General features: G+C 68.8%; 9 protein-coding genes. 6 read left to right on the top strand and 3 right to left on the bottom strand.

The window, feature by feature from the left end:
• Positions 1-12: 12 nt before the first annotated feature.
• Both D0Z67_RS14470 and D0Z67_RS14475 read left to right on the top strand, forming a co-directional pair.
• Entirely contained in the window at positions 13-1,134 is a 1,122-nt protein-coding gene (locus D0Z67_RS14470) for a lipid II:glycine glycyltransferase FemX (RefSeq protein ID WP_031179093.1), read from the top strand.
• Positions 1,135-1,269: 135 nt separating this feature from the next.
• Positions 1,270-2,301, top strand: a complete 1,032-nt coding sequence (locus D0Z67_RS14475; RefSeq protein ID WP_030806068.1) for an alanine racemase — start codon at positions 1,270-1,272, stop codon at positions 2,299-2,301.
• Between the two features lie 85 nt (positions 2,302-2,386).
• Here the strand turns inward: D0Z67_RS14475 and D0Z67_RS14480 are convergent, their stop codons facing one another.
• Complete coding sequence (locus tag D0Z67_RS14480; protein WP_031179092.1) at positions 2,387-3,892, bottom strand: glycosyltransferase family 87 protein; 1,506 nt, start codon at positions 3,890-3,892, stop codon at positions 2,387-2,389.
• 126 nt (positions 3,893-4,018) lie between these two features.
• Positions 4,019-6,652: a transglycosylase domain-containing protein gene (locus D0Z67_RS14485; RefSeq protein WP_199812118.1), complete on the bottom strand. Its 2,634-nt coding sequence runs from the start codon at positions 6,650-6,652 to the stop codon at positions 4,019-4,021.
• A gap of 363 nt (positions 6,653-7,015) precedes the next feature.
• On the opposite strand from D0Z67_RS14485, the gene D0Z67_RS14490 reads away from it, so the two are divergent.
• The 3 genes from D0Z67_RS14490 (at position 7,016) to D0Z67_RS14500 (ending at position 10,229) form a co-directional block, all read left to right on the top strand.
• Positions 7,016-7,699 carry a PadR family transcriptional regulator gene (locus D0Z67_RS14490; protein WP_031179090.1) on the top strand — a complete coding sequence of 228 codons (684 nt, stop codon included), beginning with the start codon at positions 7,016-7,018 and terminating at the stop codon, positions 7,697-7,699.
• A 43-nt stretch (positions 7,700-7,742) separates the two neighbouring features.
• Complete coding sequence (locus D0Z67_RS14495; protein ID WP_031179089.1) at positions 7,743-8,825, top strand: inositol-3-phosphate synthase; 1,083 nt, start codon at positions 7,743-7,745, stop codon at positions 8,823-8,825.
• 93 nt (positions 8,826-8,918) lie between these two features.
• Positions 8,919-10,229, top strand: coding sequence for an MFS transporter (locus D0Z67_RS14500; protein WP_031179088.1), 1,311 nt, complete (start codon positions 8,919-8,921; stop codon positions 10,227-10,229).
• Between the two features lie 34 nt (positions 10,230-10,263).
• Here D0Z67_RS14500 and D0Z67_RS14505 read toward each other — a convergent pair whose 3' ends face one another.
• Positions 10,264-11,706, bottom strand: a complete 1,443-nt coding sequence (locus D0Z67_RS14505) for a CCA tRNA nucleotidyltransferase (RefSeq protein WP_031179087.1) — start codon at positions 11,704-11,706, stop codon at positions 10,264-10,266.
• A 260-nt stretch (positions 11,707-11,966) separates the two neighbouring features.
• Between D0Z67_RS14505 and D0Z67_RS14510 the strand changes: the two genes are divergently transcribed.
• Complete coding sequence (locus D0Z67_RS14510) at positions 11,967-14,339, top strand: DUF6049 family protein (protein ID WP_031179086.1); 2,373 nt, start codon at positions 11,967-11,969, stop codon at positions 14,337-14,339.
• Position 14,340 lies beyond the last annotated feature (1 nt).

The following is a 14,340-nucleotide window of genomic DNA, read 5'->3' on the forward strand; positions in this document are numbered from 1 at the left end:
GAGCGCCCCGACATGAGTCTGACCCTGAGGACCATCAGCCGCGAGCAGCATCTGGCATACATCCAGAGCCTGCCGTCGGCCAGTCACATGCAGGTCCCCGCATGGGCCGACGTGAAGGCGGAGTGGCGTTCGGAGAGCCTCGGCTGGTTCGACGAGCGCACCGGTGACATGGTCGGCGCCGGTCTGGTCCTCTACCGCCAGCTCCCCAAGATCAAGCGCTACCTCGCCTACCTCCCCGAGGGTCCGGTCATCAACTGGTTCTCCCCGAACCTGGAGGACTGGCTCCAGCCGATGCTGGCCCACCTCAAGCAGCAGGGCGCGTTCTCGGTCAAGATGGGCCCGCCGGTGATCATCCGCCGCTGGAACGCGGAGACCATCAAGAAGGGCATCCAGAGCCCGGACGTGAAGCGGCTGCGCGACATGGAGGCCGACTTCATCGAGCCGCGCGCCTTCGAAGTGGCCGACAAGCTGCGCCGCATGGGCTGGCAGCAGGGCGAGGACGGCGGCGCCGGCTTCGGCGACGTCCAGCCGCGCTACGTCTTCCAGGTCCCGCTGGCCAACCGCTCGCTGGAAGAGGTGCACAAGCAGTTCAACCAGCTCTGGCGGCGCAACATCAAGAAGGCCGAGAAGGCCGGCGTCGAGGTCGTCCAGGGCGGTTACCAGGACCTGGAGGAGTGGCAGCGGCTCTACGAGATCACCGCGGTCCGCGACCACTTCCGCCCGCGCCCCCTGTCGTACTTCCAGCGCATGTGGACGGCCCTCAACACCGAGGACCCCAACCGCATGCGGCTGTACTTCGCCCGCCACAACGGCGTGAACCTGTCGGCGGCCACCATGCTGATCGTCGGCGGCCACGTCTGGTACTCCTACGGCGCCTCCGACAACATCGGCCGCGAGGTACGCCCGTCCAACGCCATGCAGTGGCGGATGCTGCGCGACGCCTACGCGCTCGGCGGCACGGTCTACGACCTGCGCGGCATCTCCGACTCGCTGGACGAGACGGACCACCTGTTCGGCCTGATCCAGTTCAAGGTCGGCACCGGCGGCCAGGCGGCCGAGTACCTCGGCGAGTGGGACTTCCCGCTGAACAAGCTGCTGCACAAGGCGCTCGACATCTACATGTCGCGGCGCTGAGCCGCGGGCGGCCGTCCGTCCCGGCTTCTGGTTCCATAGCCTTCACAAGACTTCACCGTCACGCGTCCCCGTCCACCCCCTCGGGGACGTCCCTCTGCATCCACCGCAGCCACGAGAAAGGTTCCGGGTCCGGCCATGGCGCTCACGCTCTACGTCGACACCGCGCGCTGGCGTGCGCACCACAAGCACGTGCAGGAGCAGTTCCCGGGACTCGTCCCGGTCTGCAAGGGCAACGGCTACGGCTTCGGTCACGAACGGCTCGCGGAGGAGGCCACCCGGCTGGGCTCCGACATGCTGGCCGTCGGCACCACCTACGAGGCCGCGCGCATCAAGGACTGGTTCAGCGGCGACCTGCTCGTGCTGACGCCGTACCGACGCGGCGAGGAACCGGTGCCGCTGCCGGACCGGGTGGTCCGCTCGGTGTCGTCGGTCGACGGCGTGTACGGGCTGGTGGGTGCCCGTGTCGTCATCGAGGTGATGTCCTCGATGAAGCGGCACGGCATCAGCGAGCAGGACCTGCCGCAGCTGCACCAGGCCATAGAGAACGTCCGCCTGGAGGGCTTCGCCATCCACCTGCCGCTGGACCGCACCGACGGCTCGGACGCCGTCGAGGAGGTCATCGGGTGGATGGACCGGCTGCGCGCGGCCAGGCTGCCGCTGCACACGATGTTCGTCAGCCACCTCAAGGCCGATGAACTGATCCGGCTCCAGCAGCAGTTCCCGCAGACCCGTTTCCGCGCCCGGATCGGCACCCGGCTGTGGCTGGGCGACCACGACGCCACCGAGTACCGCGGAGCCGTCCTGGACGTCACGAAGGTGACCAAGGGCGACCGCTTCGGCTACCGGCAGCAGAAGGCGGCCTCGGACGGCTTCCTGGTGGTCGTGGCGGGCGGAACGTCGCACGGGGTGGGCCTGGAGGCCCCGAAGGCCCTGCACGGCGTCATGCCGCGCGCCAAGGGCGTGGCACGGGCCGGCCTCGCCACGGTGAACCGGAACCTCGCGCCGTTCGTCTGGGGCGGCAAGCAGCGCTGGTTCGCCGAGCCGCCGCACATGCAGGTGTCGATCCTGTTCGTCCCCTCCGACGCTCCCGAGCCGAAGGTCGGCGACGAGCTGGTGGCCCATCTGCGGCACACCACCACGACGTTCGACCGGATCGTGGACCGCTAGGACCACCGGAGCGCACTGGAACGAAGGGAAAGGCCGTGCACGGGTTCTCGTGCACGGCCTTTCTCATGCCCTCCGGCTTGTTCGCTCAGAGCGAACGACCCTCGTGGGGCAGGGGTTCCGGGCCGCCCCAGTCCGTCCGGGACGGCTCCTCGGGCGCCTCCTGCTCCGGGTGCCGCAGTCCGCTCAGGACGAAGTGGTCGGCCGCGCCGTCCAGTACGCCCCCTGAGGGATCGTCGTCCCCGGCCCGGCGCACCACGTCCCGCTCCGGCCGCAGGATGTCGCGCACGACGACGGCGCACAGGTACAGGGTGCCGAGCAGGTGCAGGGCGATCGCCCAGTGGTAGCCCTCGGTGGGCAGGCCCTTGTGAGCGTCTCCGCTGGTCGTGTACGCGAGGTAGAACCAGATGCCGAGGAAGTACGCCACCTCGCACGCCTGCCAGATCAGGAAGTCCCGCCACTTGGGCCGGGCGAGCACCGCCAGCGGCACCAGCCACAGGACGTACTGAGGGGAGTAGACCTTGTTGGTGAGGATGAACGCCGCCACCATCAGGAAGGCCAGCTGGGCGAAGCGCGGCCGACGCGGGGCGGTGAACGTCAGCGCCGCGATGCCGAGGAACGACAGCACCACCAGGGCGCTGGCGGTGGTGTTCACGAAGTCGATGCTCGGCGGGTTGCTGGAGTTCTGGGACCAGATCAGCCAGAACGAGCCGAAGTCGATGCCCCGGTCATGGCTGAACGTGTAGAACTTCGACCAGCCCTCGAAGGCGAACAGCATCACCGGCACGTTCACCACGAGCCAGGCACCCGCCGCGCCGCCGACCGCCTGGAAGAACTCCCGCCATTTGCCCGCCCGCCAGCACAGCACCAGCAGCGGGCCGAGCAGGACCAGGGGATAGAGCTTGGCGGCCGTGGCGAGGCCCAGGAGCACGCCGAAGGCGACGGCCCGGCCACGGGACCACATCAGCATCGCGGCGGCCGTCAGGGCCACCGCCAGGAGGTCCCAGTTGATGGTGGCGGTCAGCGCGAAGGCCGGCGCCAGCGCGAGCAGCAGGCCGTCCCAGGGGCGGCGGCGGTGGGTCCGGCTGACGCAGACGGCGATGACGGCCGCGCAGACCATCAGCATCCCGGCGTTGACGAACCAGTACCACTGCTCCTGGTGCTGGATGCCGCCGCTGCCCGGTGTGAGCCAGGAGGCCACCTCCATGAACACGCCGGTCAACACCGGGTACTCGAGGTAGTCCATGTCGCCGGGCAGCTTGTCGAAGTACGGCACGAGCCCGTCGGCGAAGCCCCGCCCCTGATAGAGGTGGGGGATGTCCGAGTAGCACGCGTGCGTGTACTGCGAGCTGGCCCCGAAGAACCAGGCGCCGTCGTAGCAGGGCGCCTTCTGGACGAGGCCGAGGGCGAACATGCCGATCGCCACGAACACGACGACCCGGACCGGCGTCCACCAGGACGTCCCGGTCAGGGCGCGTCGCCCGAGGGGGCCGCCGATCAGCTCGCTGCCGGCCGCGGCGATCTCGTCCTCCCGCGTCGGTCGTACCGTCTCCGGTTTACGCACGCGCGCGGGCGTCGTCTCTGCACTGGGCATGGGGCACATCCTGCCGTACTCGCTCGGGAAAACACCGAGGGCCGCCGCACCTGGTCGGTGCGACGGCCCTCGTTTCACGTGAAACACCCGTGCCGGCCGAAAAGACCGCCAATCGGGCAGGCGGCGCTATTGGCCTGCCTGGCCTCCGAACAAGCCTCCTCCGTTGTTCCCGTTGGCTCCCGCGTTGCCATTGCCCTGGACGTCACCATTTCCGGGTGAGGTCGAGTCGGTCGGCGAGGAACTCGCTCCGCCGTCGGCTCCACCGGGTCCGGTGCCGCCGTTGTTGTTGCAGAAGAACCGGCAGGTCTCGCTCTCGGTGGGCGAGGGCGACGTCGTGGACTCGGTCGGCGACGGGCTCGTCGACTCGGTCGGCGTCTGGCTGGGCGTGATGCTCGGCTTCGGGGTCGGCGTGGGAGCGCCCACCTCGTTGTGGATCTTGCCGATCTTGATCGCGTCCGGGAAGCCGGGGTCGTTCTTGCCCTTCAGCGCGGCCAGCATGTACTCGGTCCAGACCGAGGTCGGGATGTCACCACCGTGGATGGAGTCCGTGCCCGCCGTGCCGTTCATCGACAGCAGACGGTGGTCCTTGGGGTTCTCACGGAACATCGCCACCGAGGTGGAGAGCTGCTGGGTGTAGCCGACGAACCAGGCCGACTTGTTCTCGTCCGTGGTACCGGTCTTGCCGGCCGCCGTGCGGCCCAGAGCCTTGGCGTTCTGGCCCGTGCCGTTCTGGATCACGTTCTGCAGGACATCAGTGACGTTGTTGGCGATGCTGGAATCCATCACCTGCTTGGACTTCGGCTTGGTGAACCCCGCCATCTCCTGGCCGTCCTTCTTGACCATGGTGACCGAGTAGGGGTCCGCCTGCTTGCCGGACGCGGCGAACGTCGCATACGAGTCCGCCATGCGGATCGCGCTGGGGGTGGAGGTACCGATGGCGAAGGACGGGTTCAGGTCCTTGGCCATGCTGCCCTCCAGGATGCCGGTCGAGCGGGCCATGTCCCGGACCTTCGACATGCCGACATCGACACCGAGCTGCACGAACGGCGTGTTGATCGACTGCTCCATCGCCTTGCGCAGGGTGATGTAGCCCCAGGGATGGTTGCTCTCGTTCGCCTGGAAGAAGAACGAGTTGTCCTTGTTGAGGTAGTACGAGCCGTCGGGCCGGCGGACCTTGAGATGGTCGTTGCCGTTGTACTTGCTCAGCGGGGAGATGCCCTCGCCGTTGGAGTTGTACGTGCCGTCCTGCATGGCCGCGGCCAGCACATAAGGCTTCCAGGTCGAACCCACCGGGACGCCGGAGGTGTCGGCGTTGTTGGTGAAGTGGCCGTTCTCGTAGCCGTCACCGCCGTAGAGGGCGACGATCGCACCGTCGTTGGGCACCACCGAGGCCGCGCCGAACTGGACGTACTTGTCCTTCTCCTTGGTCTCGGGGTTGAGCCGCGACTTCTGGATCTTCTTCACGGCCGCGGTCAGGGCATCGACCTTGGCCTTCTGGAAGGTCGTGTAGATCTGGTAGCCGCCCTTGTCGAACTGCGCTTCCGTGATGTTGGAGTGGTTGATCACGTACTTCTTCGCCGTGTCGACCATGTAGCTGACCTGGCCGTTCATACCCCTGGTCGCCTTGCGGCCCTGCGGATTGGGGTACTTGCTGACCGCCTTCTGGTAGTCGGCGTCGGTGAGGTGCTTGTCCTTGTGCATCTCACCGAGGATCCAGCGCCAGCGACCTTCGGAGCGGGCCCGGTTGGCTTCCTCGGTAGCAGTCTTGTCGAGATCCGCGTTGCCCGCCGGGTCGTAGTACGTCGGACCCTTCAGCAGGGCCGCCAGAACGGCACACTGGCTGGGCGTGAGGTCCTCGGCGTCCTTGCCGTAGTACGTCTGCGCGGCTGCCTGGATGCCGTAGGCACCACGCCCGTAGTACGAGGTGTTCAGGTAACCCCGCATGATTTCGTTCTTGTCGAGCTTCGTGCCCACCTTCAGGGAGATGAACATCTCCGTGAACTTACGGGTGAGCGTCTGGTCCTGGCTGAGGTACGTGTTCTTGACGAACTGCTGGGTGATCGTGGAGCCGCCCTGCGTCTGTCCGCCGCGCGCCATGTTGGCCAGGGCCCGCGCGATACCCATGGGGTCCACGCCGGAGTCCTGGTAGAAGCTCTTGTTCTCGGCGGAGATCACCGCGAACTGCATGGCCTTGGGGATCTTGTCGATCGTGAGGTTCTGCCGGTTCACACCGGTGCCCGTGGCCACCATCTGGGTGCCGTCGCCCCAGTAGTAGACGTTGTTCTGCGACTCGGCCGCAGCGTTCTCGTTCGGGATGCTGACCAGCGCGTAGCCCACGCCGGCCATGACGACCAGGCTGCCCACGAACCCGATACCCAGGCCCGTGACCAGGCGCCACGAGGGCACCCAGCGGCGCCAGCCGTACTTGCCCACGCGGGGGTAGTCGATGAACCGGGGCTTGCCGGATGGTCCTTGGTCATGGCCCCGGCCGCGGCCCGAGGGAGCGTTGTCCGCGCCCCGGCGGCGGCCGCCGCCTCTCTGGGCGGCCCGGCGCGCCTCGGCACGGCTGCCGTACTCACGCCCATCACCCCCAGAGCCATAGGTGTCCGGTCCCTGGGATGGAGACCCATAGGAGTGGTCGGAGGCCCCGTTGGCGCCTCGCGGTGCCGCGGGACGGCCGGAGGACGGGCCGGGCTGGCCACGTCGGGCCGCCCGTCCGCCTCCCTGCGGCTGCGGCGGTTTGCGACGGTGCTCGCTCATCGAACGATTACTCCTCGGGCAGGCGCATCCGTGCGCGCCTGGAAACAGCGGCTGGTTTCCGGTCCCCCCGAAGTACGGATGCGGTCGTTGCTGCATTCACCCGTACTGCACCGAGGATCACGACGCTCCCCAAGCGCCCCTTGGTTCCCGGTGTTGTGCATGCCGCACAGACTACGCACCGCCAAAACCCTCCGAGCCCCGAAGTTCACCCCAAAACAGGCAACTTGCCTCGTACGAATCGGTGATGTGACCCCGTTCACCGTCGACCCTCTTGTCGCACGCCGGGGGGCGTTCTATCGTCGTGATGTATCGAGTCGATACATCAGAGCGAGATAAAAGCGCGGGTGCCGAGAGGAGGCGATCATGAGCCGTCGTTCCGGCATCCTTGAGTTCGCCGTGCTCGGGCTGCTGCGCGAGTCGCCGATGCACGGCTATGAGCTGCGCAAGCGACTCAACACGTCTCTGGGTGTGTTCCGGGCATTCAGCTACGGGACGCTCTACCCCTGCCTCAAGACGCTGGTCACCAATGGCTGGTTGATCGAGGAACCGGGGAACACCCATGAAGACGCTCTGGCCGCCCCTCTCACCGGACGCCGCGCCAAGATCGTCTACCGGTTGACGGCCGAAGGTAAGGAGCACTTCGAGGAACTCCTGTCGCAGACCGGCCCCGACGCATACGAGGACGAGCACTTCGCCGCCCGGTTCGCCTTCTTCGGGCAGACCTCGCGCGATGTGCGCATGCGTGTGCTGGAGGGCCGGCGCAGCCGGCTGGAGGAGCGCCTGGAGAAGATGCGCGCCTCCCTGGCACGCACCCGGGAGCGCCTCGACGACTACACGCTCGAACTCCAGCGCCACGGAATGGAGTCCGTGGAGCGCGAAGTGCGCTGGCTGAACGAGCTGATCGAGAGTGAGCGGGCCGGACGGGACCGGAAGAGTCCCGAGTCCGGCGGGTCCGCTCAGCAGGACACCACATCTGGATCGACGGGCGGCCTGCCCCGTCCCAGGGATCTTCCGGGGACGGATACGCCCGGCGACACCGCCACGTGACGGCCCGTCAGGGCCTCACTCGTACACACAGGGAGCAACCGGAATGGGTTCGGTTCGCGTAGCCATCGTCGGTGTCGGCAACTGCGCCGCGTCGCTGGTGCAGGGAGTCGAGTACTACAAGGACGCCGACGCGTCGGCCAAGGTACCCGGCCTGATGCACGTGCAGTTCGGTGACTACCACGTGCGGGACATCGAGTTCGTCGCCGCCTTCGACGTGGACGCCAAGAAGGTCGGCCTCGACCTCGCGGACGCCATCGGCGCCTCCGAGAACAACACCATCAAGATCTGCGACGTGCCCTCCAGCGGGGTCACCGTGCAGCGCGGTCACACCCTGGACGGTCTCGGTAAGTACTACCGCGAGACCATCGAGGAGTCGGACGCCGAGCCGGTCGACATCGTCCAGATCCTGAAGGACAAGCAGGTCGACGTCCTGGTCTGCTACCTCCCCGTGGGCTCCGAGGACGCGGCGAAGTACTACGCCCAGTGCGCCATCGACGCCAAGGTCGCGTTCGTCAACGCCCTCCCGGTCTTCATCGCCGGCACCAAGGAGTGGGCGGACAAGTTCACCGAGGCCGGTGTGCCGATCGTCGGTGACGACATCAAGTCCCAGGTGGGCGCCACCATCACGCACCGCGTCATGGCGAAGCTGTTCGAGGACCGCGGTGTGATCCTGGACCGCACGATGCAGCTCAACGTCGGCGGCAACATGGACTTCAAGAACATGCTCGAGCGCGAGCGCCTGGAGTCCAAGAAGATCTCCAAGACGCAGGCCGTCACCTCCCAGATCCCCGACCGGGACCTCGGCGAGAAGAACGTCCACATCGGCCCGTCCGACTACGTGGCCTGGCTGGACGACCGCAAGTGGGCCTACGTCCGCCTGGAGGGCCGTGCGTTCGGCGACGTCCCGCTGAACCTCGAGTACAAGCTGGAGGTCTGGGACTCCCCGAACTCCGCCGGTGTCATCATCGACGCCCTGCGTGCCGCGAAGATCGCCAAGGACCGCGGTGTCGGCGGCCCGATCCTGTCCGCGTCCTCGTACTTCATGAAGTCCCCGCCGGTCCAGTACTTCGACGACGAGGCCCGCGAGAACGTCGAGAAGTTCATCCGCGGCGACGTCGAGCGCTAAGCAGGGCTCGCACGAGAACGCTCCTGCCAGGGCTGTGAGGGTCCCCGGGGTCGGCAGACCCCGGGGACCCTCCGCATGTGTGAGGCTGTGCCCATGCCCGTCGTCCGTGATCTGCGCCTGCTGCTGCGCGAGCGGGACTTCCGGCGCCTGCTGTACGTCCGCCTGCTCTCGCAGGGTTCGGACGGCGTCTATCAGATCGCCCTCGCCTCGTACGTCGTCTTCTCCCCCGAGAAGCAGACCTCGGCGCAGGCGATCGCCTCCGCGATGGCGGTCCTGCTGCTGCCCTACTCGCTGGTCGGCCCGTTCGCGGGGGTGCTGCTGGACCGCTGGCGCCGGCGTCAGGTCTTCGTCCACGGGAATGTGCTGCGCGCCCTGCTGGCGGCCGTCACCGCCGTGCTGATGGCCGCGCACGCGCCGGACTGGCTGTTCTACGCCTCCGCGCTGTGCGTCACGGCCGTCAACCGGTTCGTCCTGGCGGGCCTGTCCGCCGCGCTTCCCCGCGTGGTCGGCACCGAGCGCCTGGTGCTGGCCAACTCCCTCTGCCCGACCGCCGGAACGCTGGCCGCGACCCTCGGTGCCGCCCTGGCCTTCGGCGTACGGTTCGTCGCGGCGGACTCGGACGCGGCCGTGGTGCTGCTCGGCGCCCTGCTGTATCTCTGCGCGGGCCTGACCGCCCTGGCCATGGCCCCCTCCCTGCTCGGCCCCGACCGGCCACCGGTGCTGCCCCGGCTGGGCGGCGTCCTCGCCGACACGGCACGCGGCCTCCTGGCGGCCGTCCGGTACCTGGGCGAGCCCCGGCGCAGGGAGGCCGTCTGGGCGCTCACTGCGATGACCTGCATGCGCTTCTGCTACGGCGCGCTGCTGGTCCTGCTGCTCATGTTGTGCCGCTACGGCCTCTCCAGCACCCCCGAGGAGGGGCTCCGTCTGCTGGGGCTGGTGCTGGGGGTGTCCGGCGCCGGGTTCTTCGCGGCCGCCGTGGTGACGCCCTGGAGCGCGGGGCGGCTGGGGGCCGGGCGGTGGATCGCGGTCTGCGCGGGCGCGGCCGCCCTGCTGGTACCGGCGCTGGGGCTTTCGTTCGCCACGGTGCCGCTGCTGATCGCGGCCTTCCTGCTGGGGCTGGTCACCCAGGGCGCCAAGATCGCCACGGACACGATCGTCCAGGCTTCGGTCGAGGACCGCTTCCGGGGCCGCGTCTTCTCCGTCTACGACGTCCTCTTCAATGTCGCCTTCGTCGGCGCCGCCGGGGTGGCCGCCCTGATGCTGCCGCCGGACGGCCGCTCGGCCTTGCTGGTGATCCTCGTGGCGCTGCTCTATGCCGCCGTCGCCGTGGCCATGGCCCGCTTCGAAGGGCGCCGGAACAGCGAGAGGGGCGGTGTTTCACGTGAAACACCGCCCCTCCGCTGAGTCATGTTTCACGTGAAACACGCTCCGAAAGCGTTCAGCTCTGCTGCGCCCACCACTCCTTGAGGGCCGCGATCGCCGCGTCGTGCTCCATCGGGCCGTTCTCCAGGCGCAGCTCCAGCATGTGCTGGTACGCCTGGCCGATGACCGGACCCGGTCCGACGCCGAGGATCGTCATGATCTCGTTGCCGTCGAGGTCGGGGCGGATGGAGTCCAGCTCCTCCTTCTCCTGCAACTCGGCAATGCGCGCCTCCAGCCCGTCATAGGCGCGGGACAGCGTGGCCGCCTTGCGCTTGTTCCGGGTGGTGCAGTCGGAGCGGGTCAGCTTGTGCAGCCGGTCCAGCAGCGGGCCGGCGTCGCGGACGTAGCGCCGGACCGCGGAGTCCGTCCACTCGCCGGTGCCGTAGCCGTGGAAGCGCAGGTGCAGCTCGACCAGGCGGGAGACGTCCTTCACCAGGTCGTTGGAGTACTTCAGCGCCGTCATGCGCTTCTTGGTCATCTTCGCGCCGACCACCTCGTGGTGGTGGAAGGAGACCCGGCCGTCCTGCTCGAAGCGCCGTGTCCGGGGCTTGCCGATGTCATGCAGCAGCGCGGCGAGCCGGAGGATGAGGTCCGGGCCGTTCTCCTCCAGGTCGATCGCCTGCTCCAGGACGATAAGGGAGTGGTCGTAGACGTCCTTGTGGCGGTGGTGCTCGTCACGCTCCAGCTGGAGCGCCGGCAGCTCGGGCAGCACATGAGCGGCGAGCCCGGTGTCGACCAGCAGGGTGAGGCCCTTGCGGGGGTGCGCGGAGAGGAGCAGCTTGTTCAGCTCGTCCCGGACCCGCTCGGCCGACACGATCTCGATCCGCGCGGACATCTCCGTCATCGCGGTGACGACTGCCGGGTCCACCTCGAAGTCGAGCTGGGCGGCGAACCGGGCGGCCCGCATCATCCGCAGCGGGTCGTCGGAGAACGACTCCTCCGGCGTGCCGGGCGTGCGCAGCACCCAGGCCGCGAGGTCCTCCAGACCGCCGTGCGGGTCGATGAACTCCTTCTCCGGCAGGGCCACGGCCATCGCGTTGACCGTGAAGTCACGCCGGACCAGGTCCTCCTCGATGGAGTCGCCGTACGACACCTCGGGCTTGCGGGAGGTGCGGTCGTACGCCTCGGAGCGGTAGGTGGTGACCTCGATCTGGTAGCCGTCCTTCTGGGCGCCCACCGTGCCGAAGGCGATCCCTACCTCCCAGACGGCGTCCGCCCAGGGCCGGACGATCCGCAGCACGTCCTCGGGGCGCGCGTCGGTCGTGAAGTCCAGGTCGTTCCCGAGCCGGCCCAGCAGCGCGTCACGGACCGAGCCGCCGACCAGGGCGAGCGAGAACCCGGCCTCCTGGAAACGGCGGGCGAGGTCGTCGGCCACGGGGGCCACCCGCAGCAGCTCGCTCACCGCGCGCTGCTGCACCTGGCTGAGGGCAGCGGGATTGTCATCGTTGGGGTTCGGCACAACAGAAGAGGGTACGTGGCCCGGCCGCCCGGGACCGCACCCGTTTGACCGGCGCCGGGACTCCCTGCCATACCCCCACAAGGGCTCCCCTAGGGGCGGACACCGGCTCTCCGCTCCTTAATGGATATAGAGGACAGGCGGCCGCTCCGGGGCGATCTTGGAGAACGGTCCGTGGCACTCAGCCTCCGCGGTCATCGTTACCATGCGGGGACGCACATTCCGACGACCACTGATGACGACGACGAGGGACGGGCTAGCGCGTGGCCGACGCGGCTGAAATCCAGGGGCCCAGTGCCTCTCCTGCCCGCCGCCGACTGCGGCGCGCCGGAGCGCTGCTGGCGGGCGCACCGCTGCTGGCCGGGCTGCTCCAGCTGACCGCGACCGAGCCCGCCCAGGCGGCGCCGGCGGACTCGGTGTCCGTGGCGTTGGACTCACTGACGCCCAGCGCGCCCACCGAGGACGACACCCTGACCGTGTCCGGCACGGTGATCAACAACGGCAGGCAGACCGTCACCGGGGCCCACGTCGGGCTGCGGGTGGGCCCCCTGCTGAACACCCGCTCCGCGGTCGACGGTATCGCCCAGCACCCCGACGATCTCCGTGGCGGCACCGGCGAGGAGCTCGGGGAGAAGTACACGGAGAAGTTCAGCAAGCTGGTCCCGGGCGTCGCCGAGCACTTCAGCATCTCCGTCCCGGCGGACGAGCTGAATCTGGGCAAGGACGGCGTCTACTCGTTCGGCGTCTCCCTCTCCGGCAAGACCTCGGCGCAACCCTGGGACCAGATGCTCGGCATCGAGCGGACCTTCCTGCCCTGGCAGTCGTCCGAGGCCGACACCAAGAGCCGGACGACGGTCATGTGGCCGCTGATCTCGTCCGTCCACATGACGGCCCGTACGGGCGCCGGAGCACGTCAGACCCCCGTCTTCCAGGACGACGAACTGGCCAAGGAGATCGCCCCCGGCGGCCGTCTGGCGCAGATGATGGACCTGGGCCGGGACCTCGACGTCAGCTGGGTGATCGACCCGGATCTGCTGGCCGCGGTGGACGCCATGGCGAACGGCTACCGGGTCCAGCAGTCCGACGGCAGCACCAAGGCCGGCTCGCGCGAGAACCAGGACCTGGCCAAGCAGTGGCTGGCCGGTCTCCAGCAGGCCGTGGCGGGCAAGGAGGTCGTCGCGCTGCCGTTCGCCGACCCGGACCTCGCCTCGCTCGCCCACACCGGTACCAGCGTCACCGGCTCGCTCAGCCACCTCAAGGACGCCACCGACGTCGCGGCCCTCACGGTGAAGACCGTGCTCCACGTGACGCCGACCACGGACTTCGCGTGGCCGGTGGAAGGCGCCGTGGACCCCTCGATCATCAAGGTGGCCACCTCCGCCGGCGCCGACCGGGTGATCGCCCGCAGCGACAGCCTCCGGGAGTCCTCCGGGCTGTCCTACACGCCGTCTGCCGCCCGCCCCATCGGCGGCGGCACCACGGCGGTGGTCGCGGACGCCCGGATGTCCACGGCCTTCGAGGGCGACCTCACCAAGGCGGACACCTCCACGCTCGCGGTGCAGCAGTTCCTCGCTCAGAGCCTTGAGGCCAATGTGCAGAAGGACGAGCAGCGCACGGTGGTGGTCGCCCCGCAGCGCATGCCGACCGCCAGCCAGGCACAGGCGATGGCCACCGCCGTGAAGGCGCTCCAGGACGGCAACTGGTCGCAGCCCGAGACCCTCACCGCCGCCGCCAAGGCCAAGCCCGACCCGGACGCCACCACGCGCATCCCCTCGACGTCGGCCTACCCCTCGTCGCTGCGCAAGCAGGAGCTGCCGAGGAGCGCCTTCGAGCAGATCGCGGACACGCAGGACAAGCTCGACAACTTCGAGGTGATCCTCACCGACCAGTCCCGCGTGGTCACGCCGTTCGGCCGGGCCATAAACCGCGGGATGTCCACGTCGTGGCGGGGGCAGGCCGCCAAGGCGGACGGTTTCCGCGCGGACGTGCTGAGCTATCTCGACAACCTCGGCGGCCAGGTCAAGCTGATCGACAAGTCGGAGACCAAGCTCTCCGGGCGCAGCGCCACCATCCCGGTGACCGTGCAGAACAACCTGGTCCAGCCCGTCGGCCATCTGTACCTGCGGCTCAGCTCGACCCAGCCGACCCGGCTGAAGATCGCCGGGAAGGCGTACGACGAGCAGCCCGTCGAGGTCTCCGGCGGCCACAGCCAGTCGGTGAAGTTCACCACCTCGGCCAACGCCAACGGCCGGGCCACGGTCCTCGCCCAGCTCTACACCGAGGACGGCCAGGAGTACGGCGACCCGGTCAGCTTCGACGTGAAGGTCACCGAGGTCACGCCCACCGTCATGCTGGTGATCGGCGGCGGGGTGCTGCTGCTGGTCCTCGCCGGTTTCCGGATGTACACCCAGCGCAAGCGCGCGGCCGCCCGCCAGGCCGAGGAGGAGGGCCCGGACGAGGCGGAGGCGGACTCCGGTGACGACTCCGGGAACCCGGACGACGCCGGGGACCGTCTTTCCGAGGAGCCCGGTTCCCCCGCCGGGGCAGCCGGGCCGGACCAGCCGGGTGACCCTGCGCCGGACACCGCACCGGAAAGCGCCGACCCGTCCGGCACGGGTGAGAGAGTGGACCGTTGAG

The organism is Streptomyces seoulensis (assembly GCF_004328625.1).
Taxonomy (GTDB): Bacteria; Actinomycetota; Actinomycetes; order Streptomycetales; family Streptomycetaceae; genus Streptomyces; species Streptomyces seoulensis.